General features: G+C 76.2%; 15 protein-coding genes. 12 read left to right on the forward strand and 3 right to left on the reverse strand.

From position 1 onward, the window contains the following. Window positions 1-120 precede the first annotated feature (120 nt). The 11 genes from HDG68_RS13965 (at window position 121) to HDG68_RS14015 (ending at window position 9974) form a co-directional block, all read left to right on the forward strand. Window positions 121-1857 carry a DAK2 domain-containing protein gene (locus tag HDG68_RS13965; protein ID WP_343037590.1) on the forward strand — a complete coding sequence of 579 codons (1737 nt, stop codon included), beginning with the start codon at window positions 121-123 and terminating at the stop codon, window positions 1855-1857. After that, entirely contained in the window at window positions 1854-4130 is a 2277-nt protein-coding gene (locus HDG68_RS13970) for an ATP-dependent DNA helicase RecG (RefSeq protein ID WP_343037591.1), read from the forward strand. Before HDG68_RS13965 ends, HDG68_RS13970 begins: the two co-directional genes overlap by 4 nt. Window positions 4131-4293: 163 nt before the next feature. Further along, a complete protein-coding gene (locus tag HDG68_RS13975; RefSeq protein ID WP_172153116.1) occupies window positions 4294-5193 on the forward strand; it encodes an endonuclease/exonuclease/phosphatase family protein in 900 nt (299 codons plus the stop codon). 41 nt (window positions 5194-5234) lie between these two features. Continuing rightward, window positions 5235-5858, forward strand: a complete 624-nt coding sequence (gene rsmD / locus HDG68_RS13980; protein WP_172153117.1) for a 16S rRNA (guanine(966)-N(2))-methyltransferase RsmD — start codon at window positions 5235-5237, stop codon at window positions 5856-5858. A gap of 23 nt (window positions 5859-5881) precedes the next feature. Next, window positions 5882-6373, forward strand: a complete 492-nt coding sequence (coaD, locus tag HDG68_RS13985; protein WP_172153118.1) for a pantetheine-phosphate adenylyltransferase — start codon at window positions 5882-5884, stop codon at window positions 6371-6373. A gap of 10 nt (window positions 6374-6383) precedes the next feature. Further along, a complete protein-coding gene (locus HDG68_RS13990) occupies window positions 6384-6941 on the forward strand; it encodes an ATP synthase subunit B family protein (protein ID WP_172153119.1) in 558 nt (185 codons plus the stop codon). A gap of 190 nt (window positions 6942-7131) precedes the next feature. After that, window positions 7132-7683, forward strand: coding sequence for a YceD family protein (locus HDG68_RS13995; RefSeq protein WP_172153120.1), 552 nt, complete (start codon window positions 7132-7134; stop codon window positions 7681-7683). Between the two features lie 2 nt (window positions 7684-7685). Further along, window positions 7686-7880: a 50S ribosomal protein L32 gene (gene rpmF, locus HDG68_RS14000; protein WP_172153121.1), complete on the forward strand. Its 195-nt coding sequence runs from the start codon at window positions 7686-7688 to the stop codon at window positions 7878-7880. Window position 7881: 1 nt separating this feature from the next. Then, window positions 7882-8655, forward strand: a complete 774-nt coding sequence (gene rnc / locus HDG68_RS14005; RefSeq protein ID WP_172153122.1) for a ribonuclease III — start codon at window positions 7882-7884, stop codon at window positions 8653-8655. Then, complete coding sequence (gene mutM, locus HDG68_RS14010) at window positions 8648-9589, forward strand: bifunctional DNA-formamidopyrimidine glycosylase/DNA-(apurinic or apyrimidinic site) lyase (RefSeq protein ID WP_172153123.1); 942 nt, start codon at window positions 8648-8650, stop codon at window positions 9587-9589. The genes rnc and mutM overlap by 8 nt, the downstream gene beginning before the upstream one ends. 79 nt (window positions 9590-9668) lie before the next feature. After that, a complete protein-coding gene (locus HDG68_RS14015) occupies window positions 9669-9974 on the forward strand; it encodes a hypothetical protein (RefSeq protein WP_172153124.1) in 306 nt (101 codons plus the stop codon). 9 nt (window positions 9975-9983) lie between these two features. Here the strand turns inward: HDG68_RS14015 and HDG68_RS14020 are convergent, their stop codons facing one another. After that, complete coding sequence (locus tag HDG68_RS14020) at window positions 9984-10928, reverse strand: NAD(P)-dependent oxidoreductase (protein ID WP_172153126.1); 945 nt, start codon at window positions 10926-10928, stop codon at window positions 9984-9986. 44 nt (window positions 10929-10972) lie between these two features. Between HDG68_RS14020 and HDG68_RS14025 the strand changes: the two genes are divergently transcribed. Further along, window positions 10973-12604: a phytoene desaturase family protein gene (locus HDG68_RS14025; protein ID WP_216648450.1), complete on the forward strand. Its 1632-nt coding sequence runs from the start codon at window positions 10973-10975 to the stop codon at window positions 12602-12604. 12 nt (window positions 12605-12616) lie between these two features. On the opposite strand, the gene cydC is transcribed toward HDG68_RS14025, so the two are convergent. Both cydC and cydD read right to left on the reverse strand, forming a co-directional pair. After that, window positions 12617-14350: a thiol reductant ABC exporter subunit CydC gene (cydC, locus tag HDG68_RS14030; protein WP_343037592.1), complete on the reverse strand. Its 1734-nt coding sequence runs from the start codon at window positions 14348-14350 to the stop codon at window positions 12617-12619. After that, on the reverse strand, window positions 14343-16022 hold the full coding sequence (gene cydD / locus HDG68_RS14035) for a thiol reductant ABC exporter subunit CydD (RefSeq protein WP_172153130.1): 1680 nt from the start codon (window positions 16020-16022) through the stop codon (window positions 14343-14345). The genes cydC and cydD overlap by 8 nt, the downstream gene beginning before the upstream one ends.

Here is a 16022-nt window from a genome sequence, read left to right on the forward strand (position 1 = left end):
CGTGAATGGAAGTGGTCTGGGGGCGCCCGGCGGACCGGGCAACCACACGATGATAGCCGATCCGTGACGCTCCCCTCAACGGGGCGCCGACGTGCGCTCGGTCACCGCTACGGTGGGGGCGTGGATCAGCCCGAGCTCCTCGACGCCGTCGTGGTGCGCTCCTGGGCGCGTACCGCCGTCGACGCCCTGGCCGCGGCACGCGACCAGCTCGACGGCGTCAACGTCTTCCCGGTGGCCGACGGCGACACCGGGACCAACATGTACCTCACCGTGCGCGAGGCCGCGGCGGCCGTGCACGACGCCGAGCCGGGCACCGGCGGCGCCCGCCTGCTGCGGATGGCCGCACGTGCCGCGCTGCTCGGGGCGCGCGGGAACTCCGGCGTGATCCTCAGCGAGTGGTGGCGGGGACTCGCAGTGGCGGCCAGCCGCCGGGACAGTCTCGCCGTCGCCCTGGACGTCGCCGCACGCTCGGCCCGCCAGGCCGTGGCCCACCCCGCCCCGGGCACGATCCTCACCGCGGCGGACTCCGCGGCCGCCGCCGCCCGGCACGCCGAGGCCGGGGGCATGAGCGGTCCGCTCGGCGCACCGGCGCGCCTGCCCGTGCTCGACGCGGCCCGGCGCGGGGCCCGCGAGGCGGCGCTGCGCAGCGTCGGCAGCCTCGCGCCGCTGCGTGCGGCCGGCGTGCTCGACGCCGGTGCGTGCGGGCTGGTGCTCGTCCTGGCGGCCCTGGCCTCGGCGCAGCGGCACCACTCCGCGGCCGTGTCGGAGGGCACCGGCACGATGGCCCTCGTGCAGCTCGACATGGACCTGCGGGGGTACACGACCACGCTCGAGGCGGCCCCGCCCGGCCCGGCCCACCCCGACGCCCACGGGGCCGCGGGTCACCCCGACGCCCCTGAGCTCGGCGGCGACGCCGACATCGAGCTGATGTTCGTCCTGCGCCGGGCAGCGGACGCCGGCGAGTTCCGCAGCGGTGCCGTCGCCGACGCCCTGCGCGCCGACCTCGACGACGTCGGCACCTCCGTCGTCGTGGTCGGCGGGGACGCGGGGGAGGCGACCGACGGCGTCGACTCCCTGTGGCAGGCGCACGTGCACGTCGACGACCTGGCACCCGCCCTGGACGTCCCTCGTCGCTGGGCCCGCCGCGGCGGGGTCTCGCAGGTGTACGTGCGGCACCTGGCGGTCCCGCCCACGGACTGGGCCGTCGTGGTGACGACGTCGGCGCCCGAGCTGGCGACCGAGCTGGCCTCCGGGGGTGCCGTGGTCCTGCTCGACCTCGACACGGCGCCGACCGCCCGCGACGTGGCCCAGACCGTGCTGGCCGCCGGCACCCCCCACGTCCTGGTCCTGGCGCCACCCGCCCTGCTGTCCGCAGTGACGCCCGCGCTGGACGACCTCGTCGCGCGCGACGTGGGCCGCGGCGGCCCCGGCAACCGGCCCGACCTCGCGCTCGTCCCCGCCCCCGACGACGTGCATCTCGTCAGCGCGGTGTCCGTGCTGGCCGGAGCCCTCGACGCCGCACGGGTCGAGGGGGCGAGCGTGGACGTCCCGGGGATCGTGCGGTCGGCGCACGAGATGCTGCACGCGGACCGGGTCGCCGCGACCGAGGCCGTCGACGCCCTTTCGAGGCTGGTGGCGCGGGGGGACGGGTCCGTGGGGATCGTCGCGGTCCTGCCCGACGACGACGTCCCCCCGGACGTGCTGGACGCGATCGTCGCGCAGGCGGGACGGTGCGCGCCCGAGGCGGACGTCGTCGTGCTCGGCACGGGCCGTGCCGGCGACCGGGTCGGTCTCGGCGTCGAGCCCGCCGAGGAAACGGCGCCGTCCGCCGTCGGACGGCGCGGGGCGGGCTCGTGAACTCCCGCTCCGCGGAACCGCTGGCGACCGCGCTGGGCAAGCGCGCGGCGGGGCCGCTGGCCAAGATGGGGCTGGTCACCGTCGACGACCTGCTGCGCCACTACCCGCGGCGCTACGGCGACCCGGGCACGTTGACCGACATGGACCGGCTGCAGCTCGGCGAGCACGTCACCGTCATGGCGCGCGTCGCGAGCGCGACGGTCCGCCCGATGCGCAGCCGCGGCGGCGCGCTGCTGCAGGCGACGGTGACCGACGGGCGTCACGAGCTGGCGCTGACGTTCTTCGCCAAGCGCCCCGGCGCGCTGCGACCCCACGAGGACAAGCTGCGGCCGGGCCGGGCGGGACTCTTCACGGGCGTGGTCTCCGAGTACCGGGGCACCCGCCAGCTCACCCACCCGGACTACGTGCTCGTCGGGGTGGACGCCGACGACGACGAGGCCGCCATGACGGAGGCCTCCCGACCGATCCCCATCTACCCGGCCACCGCCTCGGTGCCCACCTGGCGCATCCAGAAGGCCGTGCGGACCGTCCTGGACCCCCTCACCGAGGACGACGTGCCGGACCCCGTGCCGGACGAGGTGCGGGCGCGCCTGGGCCTGCCGACCCGCCTCGACGCGCTGCGGGCGGTGCACGTGCCCGACTCGCCGCACCACTGGCAGACCGGTCGGCGGCGGCTCCGCTTCGAGGAGGCCTTCGTCCTGCAGGCGGCGCTCGCCCAGCGACGCGCCGCCGTCGCCGCGCAGGAGGCGACCGCACGACCGCCACGGGCCGACGCCGACGGCCTCCTCGCGGACTTCGACGCCGCCCTGCCCTTCACCCTGACGGACGGCCAGCGCACGGTCGGGACCGAGATCGCCGCCGAGCTCGCCCGGCCCCGCCCGATGCAGCGCCTGCTCCAGGGCGAGGTCGGGTCGGGCAAGACCGTCGTGGCGCTGCGGGCCATGCTGCAGGTGATCGACGCCGGCGGGCAGGCCGCGCTGCTGGCCCCCACCGAGGTCCTCGCCGCCCAGCACGCCCGGACCCTGCGGGCGATGCTCGGCCCGCTGGCGCAGGGCGGCCTGCTCGGCGGCGCGGCGCACGGGACCCGCGTGGCGCTCCTGACCGGCTCGCAGAACGCCGCGTCGCGCAAGGAGGCGCTGCTGGACGCCGCGAGCGGCGAGGCGGGCATCGTCGTGGGCACCCACGCCCTCCTGGGGGACCAGGTGCAGTTCGCCGACCTGGGGCTGGTGGTCGTCGACGAGCAGCACCGGTTCGGCGTCGAGCAGCGGGGCGCCCTGCGCGCCAAGGCGCGTGTGGCACCGCACCTGCTGGTCATGACCGCCACGCCGATCCCGCGCACGGTCGCCATGACCGTCTTCGGCGACCTGAGCACCTCGACCCTCACCGAGATCCCCGCCGGCCGCGCCGGCATCACCTCCCACGTCGTGCCGGCCGACAACCCGCGCTGGATGCAGCGCGTCTGGGAGAAGGTGCGCGAGGAGGTCGACGCCGGCCGCCGCGCCTACGTCGTCTGCCCGCGCATCCACCCGGACGACGACGTCGACGTCCCCGGGCGCAGCGGTGCGGCGGCCCGCCGCGCGGCCGAGGCGGGCGAGTTCGACGACGTGCCCGAGTTCCTCGAGCTCGCCGGCCCCGAGGACGGTGCGCCGGACCGCGCCCCGCTGCGCGCGGTCCTGGAGGTCGCCGACATGCTGCGCTCCGAGCCGCGCCTGCACGGCGTGGAGGTCGGGGTGCTGCACGGGCAGATGGGCCCGGGGGACAAGGAGTCCGCGATGGCGCGCTTCGCGAGCGGCGACGTCCCCGTGCTGGTGTCCACCACCGTGGTCGAGGTCGGCGTCGACGTGCCCGAGGCCACCGTGATGGTCGTCTTCGACGCCGACCGGTTCGGGATCTCCCAGCTCCACCAGCTGCGCGGGCGCATCGGCCGCGGCGCGGACGCCGGGCTGTGCCTGCTGGTCTCGACCGCCGGACCGGGCACCCCCGCGGCCACGCGCGTCGAGGCGCTCGCCGCCACCACGGACGGCTTCGAGCTCGCGACCCTGGACCTCGAGCTGCGGTCGGAGGGCGACGTGCTGGGCGCGGCGCAGTCGGGACGCGCCAGCTCGCTGCGGCTCCTGCGCGTGGTCCAGGACGCCGACCTCATCGCCTCGGCGCGGACCGAGTCGAGCGGCGTCGTCGAGGCCGACCCGGATCTCGGGCGGCACCCGGCGCTGGCCGCCGCGATCGCCGCCGAGCTCGACGCCGAGCAGGAGGAGTTCCTCGAGCGGGCGTGAGCGCGCCGCCCTGCCCGGCGCGCCGCCGGTCGCTACCGTCGGCGTCGTGAACCACCTCGCGCCGCCGGGTCCGTCCGACCGCAAGGCGTCGCCCCGGCAGCCCCGGCAGCCCCGGTCACCGAGGCAGCCACCGGGCTCGCGCCGACGCTCGGGAACCGTCGTCGTGGTTCTCGCCGCGACGACCGCGGTGGTCGTCGCTCTGCACCGACGGCTGCCGGACGCCGGCGGCGCGGGCAGCCTGGTCGAGACCTTCCTGCCGTGGACGGCCGTGGTGCTGCTGGGTCTGGGCGTGCTCGCCGTCGTCCGGCGCACCGTGGTCGGAGGGATGGCCGTCCTGTTCGGTGCCGGCGCCTGGCTGTGGGTGTGCTGGCCGTTCACGGCCGCCACCGCGACGGGCGTCCCGGATCTCGTCGTCGTCCAGCACAACGTCTCCGACACCAACGCCGACGTCCGCGGCACGGCCGAGGTCCTGCTGGACGCCGACCCCGACGTCGTCACCCTCGTCGAGGTGACGCCCCGGCTCGCCGACGCGTTCACCGAGGCCCTCGGCGAGTCGCTGCCGCACCATGCCGTCCAGGGCACCGTCGGTGTGTGGTCCCGCACGGCCGTCACCGACGCCGAGCCCGTCGACCTGCGTCCGGAGGGTGTCGACGGCTCCTGGGACCGAGGGCTGCGGGTGCGCGTCCGCGTGGCGGGCCTGCCGGAGCTGCGGGTGTACGCCGTCCACCTGCCGTCGGTCCGGCCCGGTGCCGGCGGCCTCGACGTCGAGGCCCGCGACCGCTCGCTGCGGCTCCTGGGCGACGTGCTCGCCGCCGACGACGCCGAGCACGTCGTCGTCGGCGGCGACTTCAACACCGTCCTCGCCGACCGTGCGTTCGCACCGGTGCTCGACCAGGTCGCCGCACCCGCCGGGTCCTTCGACTTCACGTTCCCGGCGGTGCTCCCCGTGGTCCGTATCGACCACGTCCTGTCCCGCGGGGTCGAGACCACCCGTGTCGCCACCCTCGGCAGGACGAGCAGCGACCATCGGCCGGTGGTCGCCGACGTCTCGCTGACCGACTGAGGGTCGACCGGTCGGTGCCGCGTGGGGGATACCCTCGGCGCATGACCAGGATCGTCGCCGGGACCGTCGGTGGACGCCCGCTCACCGTGCCGCCGTCGGGCACCCGCCCCACCAGCGAACGCGTCCGCGAGGCGATGTTCTCCCGGCTGGAGCACTACGACGTCCTCGACGGCTCCCGCGTGCTGGACCTGTTCGCGGGGTCCGGCGCGCTCGGCCTGGAGGCCGCGAGCCGGGGCGCCGTGGAGGTCACGCTCGTCGACGCCGCCCGCAAGGCCGCCGAGGTCGCCCGCCGCAACGTGCGCGACCTCGGTCTGACCGGCGTCGTGACCGTCCTGGCCGAGCCGGCCGAACGCTGCACCGCGCGGCTCGCCGCGGAACCACCGGGGGGCCGTGGCCTCGACCTGGTGCTGATCGACCCGCCCTACGAGCTGGACCCCCGGGTGCTGACGCGGGTCCTGTCCGATCTCGCCGCGCCGGGGGTCCTGGCGCCCGAGGCCGTCGTCGTCGTCGAGCAGGCGAAGCGCACCGGAGCACCCGCCTGGCCCGCGGGACTCGTGCCGCTCGACGCGAAGACCTACGGCGACACCGCCGTCCACTACGCCGAGCCCGACGGTCGTCCGGACGGCGAGGCGCGCGACGCCGAGGCAAATCCCGCCGAAAGCTGACCACGACGCCTACGGTGGGCGGCGTGAGCATCGCCGTCTGTCCCGGGTCCTTCGACCCGATCACGCTCGGCCACCTCGACGTCGTCCGGCGCGCGACCCGCCTGTTCGACACCGTGGTGGTGGGCGTGGCCCGCAACGCCGCCAAGAACGCCCTGCTCGACGCCGACACCCGCGTGGAGGTCGCCCGCCGGGCGCTGGAGGCCGAGGCCGAGACCGCCGCCGTGCGGGTGGAGGTCGTGCCGGGCCTCCTGGTGGACTTCTGCCGCCAGGTCGGTGCCGCGGCCGTCGTCAAGGGGCTGCGTGGCGGCGCCGACTTCGACGGCGAGTTGCCCATGGCCCTGATGAACCGGCACCTGACCGGTGTGGAGACGGTCTTCCTGCCGGGGGAGCAGCGCTACGCCCACGTGGCGTCGTCGCTGGTCAAGGACATCGCCCGCCACGGCGGGCCGATCGAGGACCTCGTGCCGCCCGCCGCGGCCGAGGCGGTGCGCGCCGCCGTCGCGCACCCTGCGTGAGGAGCACCCCATGACCGAGACCACCAACCCGACCGCCGGACTGCTCGAGATCATCGACGACCTGGCGGCGCTCGTCGAGAACGCGCGCACCTCGCCGCTGTCCACGAACGTCAAGGTCGACCGCGACCAGGCGCTCGGGCTGGTCGAGGAGCTGCGGCGGAACCTGCCCACCCAGGTGGCGCGGGCCGACCAGGTGCTCGAGGACGCCGAGCGGTCGCTCGAGGACGCGCACCGCAAGGCCGAGGAGATCCTCGCCACGGCGCGGGCGCGTGCGATCGAGCTGGTCCAGGACGAGCAGGTCGTGGTCCAGGCGGAGTCGCGCGCCGCGGAGATCGTGGCGGAGGCCGAGCGTCGCGCCGAGTCGCTGCGCGCGGACGCCGACGAGTACTGCGACGGGCGCCTCGCCGACTTCGGGCAGGACCTGGCGCGGCTGACGCAGCAGGTCGAGGCCGGCCGGGCCAAGCTGTCGGCCCGGGTGCGCCCGGGAGGGCCGCGGGTGCGCTGGGACGCCGTCTCCTCACCGGAGTGGCCGGGCGACGACGAGCCGGCGGACCGGCGCAGCGCCTGAGCCTCCGGCCGGCCCGCACGACGACGGGGGTGGCGTTGCGCACGTCACGTCCGACCGCCGTTGGTCACCGCCGGGCCATCACGTAGACTGGGTCGCTGGTCCGTAGGGACCGTCCCACCTTCCACAGCGCCCGTCGTGGCGCGCCCGTCGTCTGGAGCTCGTCATCGCCACCGAGAAGCGCTCGCCGCTCGTGCTCGACACGCACGAGCTGTCGCGGCGTCCCGGCACCATGCGGGAGGTCGCGCGCGTCGTCGCCGCGCCCGCCGACCTGGGTACGGCGGTCATCGGCGTGCCCGAGGGTGCCGACCTGACGCTGGGCCTGCGCCTCGAGGCGGTCCTGGAGGGCGTGCTCGTCTCCGGCGTCGTGCGCGGCACGGCGGTCGGTGAGTGCGTCCGGTGCCTGGACCCGGTCTCCGACGAGGTGACCGTCCGCGTCCAGGAGCTGTTCGTCTACCCCGAGCGCGCCGAGGCCGCCGAGGACGCGGGTGACGAGGACGCCGAGGACGAGGCCCTGCTGACCGACGACCTGGCGGACATCGAGCCCGCGGTTCGGGATTCGCTGGTCACTGCACTACCATTTCAACCGCTGTGCCGGCCGGACTGCCCCGGACTGTGCTCCGAGTGCGGAGCACGGCTGGAGGACGACCCCGAGCACCACCATGACGTCGTCGACCCGCGATGGGCGGCGCTGCAGACCATGCTCGAGGAGTCGAGCGTGTCCGACGAGACGAAAGAGAGCTGACCGTGGCTGTTCCCAAGCGCAAGATGTCGCGCAGCAACACCCGCGCGCGCCGCTCGCAGTGGAAGACCACCGCAGCGCCGCTCGCCACCTGCCCGAGCTGCAAGGGCCAGAAGCTGTCCCACACCGCGTGCCCGACCTGCGGTGCCTACAAGGACCGCCAGTACGCCGAGGCGCTGCGCACCGAGCACGCGGGCTGACATGCACCCGCGCGGCACCCGGGACCGTCCGGAGCCGACCGCTCTTCTCGAGAAGCTCGGGGTCCACCTGGATCCCGAGCTTCTCGTGCTTGCCCTGACCCATCGGTCGTTCGCGCACGAGGCCGGCGGCATCCCCACCAACGAGCGCCTGGAGTTCCTCGGGGACACCGTGCTCGGGCTGGTGGTGACCGAGGCGCTGTACCGGCGGCACCCGGACAAGCCCGAGGGCGAGCTCGCCAAGATGCGGGCGGCGACCGTCTCCCAGCGTTCCCTCGCGGCGGTGGCGCGCCGTCTCGAGCTGGGCGGCTACGTGCTGCTCGGCAAGGGCGAGCTGCGTACCCGCGGGTACGACAAGGACTCGATCCTGTCCGACACGGTCGAGGCGCTGCTGGGCGCCACCTACCTGTCCCACGGCCTCGAGGTGGCCCGCGACCTGGTGCACCGCCTGGTCGACGCCACCATGGACGCCGCCGCGGACCTCGGTGCCGGCCTGGACTGGAAGACCTCGCTGCAGGAGGCGGCGGCGGAGCGCGGCTTCGAGGCCCCCCGCTACGAGGTCACCGGTGAGGGCCCGGAGCACGCCCGGCGCTTCTCGGCACAGGTCACGACGGGTCCCGTGGTGGGCCTGGGCGAGGGCACCGCGAAGAAGCACGCCGAGCAGGCGGCCGCCGAGCAGGCCTACCGCGCCGTCGTGGCCCTGCCGGTCCCGGGTGAGGACGCCACGGGGACGTCGGGCAGCGGCACGGCCGGCGCGGAGCAGCCCGCCGGTGCCTGAGCTGCCCGAGGTCGAGACCGTCCGCGACGGCCTCGACCGGCTGGTGACCGGCGCCGTCGTGCGGGACGTCGAGGTCTTCCGCGACTACTCCGTGCGTCGGCACGACGGCGGTCCGGCGGGCTTCGTCGACCAGCTCCGCGGGCGTCGCCTCGCCGGGGCGGCCCGCCGCGGCAAGTACCTGTGGCTCCCCCTGACCGACGTCGCGCCCACGGGTCAGACGGTGCCGGCCGCCGCGCTGCTCGCCCACCTGGGCATGTCCGGTCAGCTGCTGGTGCGTGACCCGGCGGTCGCGGGGGAGTGGGAGCACCCGCACCTGAGGGCGCGCATCCACCTGGACGGCGCTCCGTCGGGCGCGCGGTACCTGGACTTCGTCGACCAGCGCACGTTCGGGCACCTGTCGGTCACGGACCTGGCGCCGACGCCGGACGGTGCGCCGGGCGGCCGCGGCAGCCCGCTGCCCGCCGTCCCCGAACCGGTCGCGCACATCGGTCGCGACCTGCTCGACCCCGCGCTCGACCGGCCCGCGCTGGTCGAACGCGTCCGCCGTCGTCGGACGGGGATCAAGCGGGCGCTGCTGGACCAGGCGGTCGTGTCCGGGGTCGGCAACATCTACGCCGACGAGGCGCTGTGGCGGGCGCGCGTGCACTACGCCCGCGCGACGGACCGGATGACCCGACCCGTGGTGGGTCGGGTGCTCGACGCCGCCACCGAGGTCATGACCGAGGCGCTGGGGCAGGGCGGCACGAGCTTCGACGACCTGTACGTGGACGTCAACGGCGAGTCCGGCTACTTCTCGCGCTCCCTGGCCGTCTACGGGCGGCTCGGCGAACCGTGCCGGCGGTGCGCGACGCCGGTGCGTCGCGACGAGTTCATGAACCGTTCGTCGTTCACGTGCCCGGTGTGCCAGCCGCGTCCGCGGAACGGCCGCTGGTAGCCGGCGCCCGCATCTCGCGTCCGGAGGGACGACGTCGCTAGGCTCGGCGGGTACCCGACCCGTACCGCGAGGGAGTCCTGTGCTCGACGCCGACATGATCGGCTCCATGACGACGTTCGCCGGGCCGACGGCCGCGTCGTTCCTGACCACGCGGTACTGGGCCGCCCGGGAGGACGCCGACCCCCGCCGCCACGCGTGGTTCGTGCTGTACCTCGCCGTCGTGCTCGCCCTGCTGGTGGCGGTCCTGGCGACGGCGGCCCCCGAGGACCGGCTGAAGACCGTGGGCCTCTTCTTCGTGGTCACGATCCTCGCCACCGCGCTCCAGGAGCGGCGGGCGCGTCGAGCGCGTCGCATCAACGACGCGGACCGCGGCACCCCGGAGTAGCCGCGCGGCTCAGCGGGCGACGACGTTCTCCAGCGCCTCCGCCCCGCCCTCGAGCCAACGGCGCACCTGCGCGGTGACGAACGCCGCCGCACCCTGCGGCCGCCCGCCCGCCACGTGCGGCGTGAGGATCAGCCCGGGCGTGTCCCACAGCTCCGAGTCGGCCGGCAGCGGCTCGGTCTCGGTGACGTCGAGCGCCGCCCCCGCGAGCGTCCCGGCACGCAGGGCCGCGGCCAGCGCCGCCTCGTCGACCGTGGCGCCGCGCCCGGCGTTGACGAACCTCGCGTGGGCGGGCAGGAGCGCCAGGACGTCGGCGTCGAGCGCGTGGTGGGTGGCCTCGGTGGCGGGCAGCAGCGAGATCAGCACGTCGGCGGTGGGGAGCACCTCGGCCAGCCGGTCGCTGCCGACCACGGGGTAGCCGTACCGCTCGCCGTCCGACGACGCCACCCCGGACACCCGAGCGCCCAGGGCCTCCAGCAGTGGGGCGAGGCGTGCCGCGATCGAGCCGAACCCCCAGACCACCACGTGCGCGCCGTGCAGCGTGAACGACCGCTCGTCACGCGCCTGCTCGCGGCCGAGGTCGCGGTCCCACTCGTGCCGGCGCTGCGCGTCGAGCGTGCGGTCGATGCGACGCACGGAGGCCAGCAGCAGGGCGAGGGTGTGCTCGGCGACGGTGGCGTCGTGCAGGCTGCGCCCGGAGGCGATGACGACCTCGGGGGAGAACCCGGTCGCGAGCGCCTGGTCGGGTCCGGCGTTGAGGGTCTGCACCCACCGCAGGTTCGGCAGCCGGCGCGCCGCGTCGTCCATGACGCGTTGCGGGCTGGCCCACGTGACGATCGCCTCGGCGTCCGTGTGCTGGTCGGGGATCTCGTCGCGCATGACGTAGGGCGCGACGTCCACCCCCTCGACGTCGATCGTCAGGTCGAAGGGCACGTTGCTCGGCACCAGGATCTTCACGCCCGAGACGTTACCTCCCGTGCCCGGGGCGGTGCCGTGCCACGATGACTGCCATGGAGCCATCGCGTCCCACCGCCGCCCGCTACGACGTCGTGATCGCCGGCGGCGGGCACAACGGTCTGACGGCCGCCGCCTACCTGGCCGGGGCGGGCCGGTCGGTGCTGCTGCTGGAACGCCTCGACCACGTCGGCGGGGCGTCGGTCTCGGCACCGGTGTTCGACGGCGTCGACGCGCGGCTGTCGCGCTACTCCTACCTCGTCTCCCTCATGCCGCGGCAGGTGGTCGACGAGCTCGGCCTCTCGCTGCGCCTGGCCCGGCGCCGGTACTCCTCCTACACGCCGGTGGGCGGCCGCGGCCTGCTGGTGGACACCGGGTCCGACGCCGCGACCCGCGCCGCGTTCGACGCCGTCGGTGCCTCCGGGGACCACGCCCGCTGGCAGGAGCTGTACGCCGGGCTCGAGCGTATGGCGGGCCGGGTCTTCCCCTCGGTCACCGAGCCGCTGGCCACGGCCGCCGAGATGCGCGCGAGGGTGGACGACGACGCCCTGTGGCGCGCCGTCGTCGAGCAGCCGCTCGGCGAGACGCTGCGCGAGCGGTTCTCCTCCGACGTCGTCCGCGGCGTCGCGGCCACCGACGGGCTCATCGGCACCTTCGCCGACCTGGACGAGGCCTCGCTCATCCAGAACCGCTGCTTCCTGTACCACGTGATCGGCGGCGGGACGGGCGACTGGGACGTGCCCGTGGGCGGCATGGGCGCCGTCTCCGGGGCGCTGCGCGACGCGGCGCTCGCCGCCGGGGCCACCCTCGTCACCGGCGCCGAGGTGACGGCGATCGATCCCGGGCTGCACACGGGCGACGCCGAGGTCACCTGGACCGACGACGCCGGCCGTCTCCACGGGGCACGGGCCGGCGCCGTGGTCTGCGGGGCGGCTCCCACCGTCCTGGACGCGCTGCTGGACGCCGGTGGTGCCACGCCGTCGGGCCGCGCCACCGCCGCGGCGCCCGAGGGCGCCCAGCTCAAGGTCAACATGCTGCTGCGTCGTCTGCCGCGACTGCGCGACGACGTCGACCCGGTCGCGGCGTTCAGCGGCACGTTCCACGTCCACGAGTCCTTCGACGAGCTGCAGACGGCCCACGCCCAGGCCGCGGCGGGCCGGATCCCCGACGTGCCGCCCTGCGAGATCTACTGCCACTCCCTGACCGACGACTCGATCCTCGGCCCCGACCTGCGCGCCGCCGGCGCGCACACCCTGACCCTGTTCGGGCTGCACATGCCCGCCCGGTCGTTCCGCGACGACCCCGACGGCGCACGCGAGGAGGCGCTCGCGGCCACGCTGCGCGCCCTGGACTCCGTGCTCGCCGAGCCGATCGAGGATGTGCTGTGGCGCGGCCCCGACGGGGAGCCCTGCCTCGAGGCCCGCACGCCCGTCGACCTGGAACGCGACGTCGGGCTGCCGGGCGGGCACATCTTCCACCGCGACCTGTCCTGGCCCTGGGCGGCCGACGGTCCGGAGGACGCGGATCCGCACGGCCTGGACGCCCCGGGCACGTGGGGCGTGGAGACGCTGCACCCGCGGGTCCTGCTCGCCGGCGCCGGGGCGCGGCGCGGCGGGGGAGTGAGCGGCATCCCGGGGCGGGCCGCGGCGATGGCGCTGCTGGCAGCACCGACGCCGTAGCGCGAGGGCGGCTCAGACGTCGATCGGGGCCTGCTCCTCCTGGTCGGCCGCCCACCGGTAGGCCGGTACGGAGCCCAGCAGCGCGGCGTGCGTCCCGCGGGCGAGCACGCGGGCCGGAGCGCCCGGTGCCTCGGCGTCGAGCAGCATCACCTCGTCGGCGACGTCCAAGGGCGTCAGGCGGTGCGAGGCGACGACGACGGCCCGTCCGGACGTGCGGGCCACGCCGGCCAGCGTCTCCACGAGCGCGTCCGCCGTCGCGGCGTCGAGGTGCTCGGCGGGCTCGTCCACGAGCAGGACCCGGTGCGGGGCCAGCAGGGCGCGGGCGACGAGGAGTCGCCGGCGCTCGCCGCCGGAGACGTCCGTGCCACCGGTACCGAGCGTGGTCCCGAGCCCGCCCGGCAGGCCGTCCAGCCAGCCCGCGAGCCCGACGGCGGCCAGCGCCTCGCGGGCGTCGTCGTCGGTGACGTCCGCACGGGCCACACGGAGGTTCTCCAGCACGGTCGTGCCGAACACGTGGCCGTCCTCGGCGACGAACAGGCCCTCGCCCCGGACCACGCCCGCCACGGGGTCCAGCAGCCCCGCGGCGGTGAGCAGCAGGGTCGTCTTGCCGACGCCGGAGGCGCCCGCGAGGGCGACGACGGCACCGGGCCGCAGCGTGAGGTCGACGTCGCGGACCACGGGTGCCGACGTCGACCAGCCCGCCGCGACGTGGTCGAGCTCCAGCAGCGTGCCGGTGGGCGCCGCCTCGCGCGCGGGGCGCGACCCCGTGCTCTCGGGAAGCAGGTCCACGAGCCGGCGGGCCGCCGCGCGGGAGCGTCGCAGCTGCACCGCGGCGGCGGGCAGCGCGGCGGTCGCCTCGAACACGGCCAGCGGGGTGAGGACGACGACGGCGAGCTCGGTCGCCGCCAGGTCGCCGGCCAGGGCTGCCGGGACGCCGAGCAGCAGGCAGCCGAGCACCGCCAGGGTCTGGGCGCCGGCCTCGACGGCGGCCGACAGCCCGGAGACGCGGGCGCCGTCGTCGGTCGTGGCAGCGAGCCGACGGTCCGCCGCCCGCAGCCCCGCGGTGCGGTCGGCGAGCCGGCCGGCGACGCGCAGCTGCTGGCCGTCCTCGAGCAGCTCCAGGGTGCGGGCCGTGACGTCGCCGCGCGCCTCGGCCCCGCGCTGCTCCACCGACGCCGACGCGCGTGACGCCAGCCAGGGGGAGACGACGCCGGTCAGCAGCAGGCAGGCCAGCAGCACGGCGCCCGCCGCGGGCAGGAAGACCCCGACCAGCAGCACCGAGCCGAGCCCCGCCACGACGGCGACCCCGGCCGGGATCAGCGCACGCACGACCACGTCACCCACGTCGTCGACGTCGCCCCCGACCCGCGCGAGCAGGTCGCCGCGGCGCAGCGCCACGACGTCGGCGCCGCTGCGGGCGAGCCGGTCGTAGAGGTTGGCCCGCAGCGCCGCCATGCCGCGCAGCGCGACGCCGTGGGAGGCGAGCCGTTCGAGGTACCGGAGGAACGCCCGGCCCGTGCCGAACGCCCGCACGCCGACGGCGGCGACCGACAGGGTCAGCACGGGCGGCATCTGCGAGGCCCGCGCGATCAGCCACGCCGCGGCAGCGGCGAGCCCGATCGCGCACACGAGCGTCAGGGTGCCGAGGCCGACGGCGCGGGCGACGCGGCCCCACGAGACCTCCAGCAGGGGGAGCAGCCGCACCAGCGGGTCCCGGGCCGCACGGCGACGCAGGTTCTCAGGCACGGGCCACCTCCCGGGCGACGACGTCGACGACCTGGTCGGCCACGGCCAGGAGCGAGGCCCGGTGCGCCACCACGACGACGGTACGGCCGGCGTCGCGCCAGGTGCGCACGGTCTCGAGCACCACCTGCTCGCCGCGGGCGTCGAGGTGCGCGGTGGGTTCGTCCAGCACCACCACGGGGCGGTCGGCGCCGGCGACGAGCGTGCGGGCGAGGGCCACCCGTTGCCGCTGCCCGACGCTCATCCCGACGCCGCCCAGCCCCACGCGGGACTCCCACCCGTCCGGCAGGTCGGCGAGCACGGCGTCGAGGCCGGTGGTCGCCGCGGCCGCCGCGAGCGTCTCCGGGGCGACCTCACGGCCGTCGGTGACGACGTCGTGCACGGTCCCCGGCCCGATCGCGGGGCGTTGCGGCACCCAGGCCACCTGCTCCCACGGCAGGGTCGAGGACACGGTGCCGGCGTCCGGGCGCAGGAGCCCGAGCAGCACCAGCACCAGGGTGGACTTGCCGCTCCCGCTCGGCCCGCGCAGCGCGACCACGCGGCCGCCACCCGGGACGCCGGTCCCCAGCCGGATCCGTGCGGACAGCCCGGCCGGGGCCTCGACGTCGCGTCCCGGCGCCCGCACGGTGACGTTCTCGAGCACGAGCGTGGGTCCGGGACGGGCGGCGGTCGGCGCGTCCTCGCCGCCCGCGGCGACGGCCGGCAGGTCCAGGACGGCGAAGGCGCGCTGCGTCGCCGCCACCCCGTCGGTGGACGCGTGGAACTCGGACCCGACGCGGCGCAGCGGCAGGAAGATCTCCGGGGCCAGCACCAGGACGGCGATCGCGGGCACCAGCTCGATGCCCCCGTGCACCAGCCGCAGGCCGACCCCGACGGCGATGATCGCGACGCACAGGGTGGTCAGCAGCTCCAGGACCGCACCGGACAGGAACGCGACCCGCAGCGTGCCCAGGGTGGCGCGCCGGGACGACTCGCCCAGGGCGCGCACCCGGGCGGCGGGGCCGATCTCCCGACCGAACGCCCGCAGGGTGGGCAGCCCGGCGATCAGGTCGAGCACCTGCGACCCGAGCCGCTCCACCGTGGCCAGGCGCCGCTCGGACGTGCCGGCCGTCATGGTGCCGATCAGCCACATGAAGAACGGCACCAACGGGATCGTGCAGACCGCGATCAGCGCGGAGACCCAGTCGAGCCCGAGGACCACGAGCACCGTGGCGGGCGTGACGAGCGCCGTGAGCAGCAGCTGCGGCAGGAACCGCACCAGGTACGGCTCCAGGTCGTCCAGCCCGCGCGTGGCCAGGGTCGCGACGTCCGAGGGCGCCGCCCCGGCGGGTGGTCGGGGCCCCAGGGTCACGGCGTGCTCGACCACCTGCTCGCGCAGGTCCGCGACCACCCGGGTGGCCGCGCGGCGTCCGTAGCGTTCCTGCGCCCAGGCGACGGCGGCGCGCCCGACGGCGGCACCCGCCAGCACCGCGAGCCACCGGACGATCTCGGCCCGGTCGAGCGCGCCGTCCCCGCCGGGGCTCGTGGCGACGATCGCGGGACCCAGCGTGTTGGCGATCGCGAAGGCCTGTACCACCACGAGAGCGGCCGAGGCCACGCCGAGGACGGTGGTGAGCAGGACGTAGGAGCGGGCTGCCCGGGCCTGCCGCAGCAGCCGGGGGTCGAGCGGTCTCAC

The sequence above is a fragment of the Isoptericola chiayiensis genome (assembly GCF_013149805.1).
Classification (GTDB): domain Bacteria; phylum Actinomycetota; class Actinomycetes; order Actinomycetales; family Cellulomonadaceae; genus Isoptericola; species Isoptericola chiayiensis.

Bases quoted from the DNA above. Each gene is read 5' to 3' on its own strand.
- rsmD (WP_172153117.1), top strand. From the start codon at position 5,235: ATGACCAGGATCGTCGCCGGGACCGTCGGTGGACGCCCGCTCACCGTG.
- HDG68_RS13990 (WP_172153119.1), top strand. From the start codon at position 6,384: ATGACCGAGACCACCAACCCGACCGCCGGACTGCTCGAGATCATCGAC.
- rnc (WP_172153122.1), top strand. From the start codon at position 7,882: ATGCACCCGCGCGGCACCCGGGACCGTCCGGAGCCGACCGCTCTTCTC.
- HDG68_RS14025 (WP_216648450.1), top strand. From the start codon at position 10,973: ATGACTGCCATGGAGCCATCGCGTCCCACCGCCGCCCGCTACGACGTC.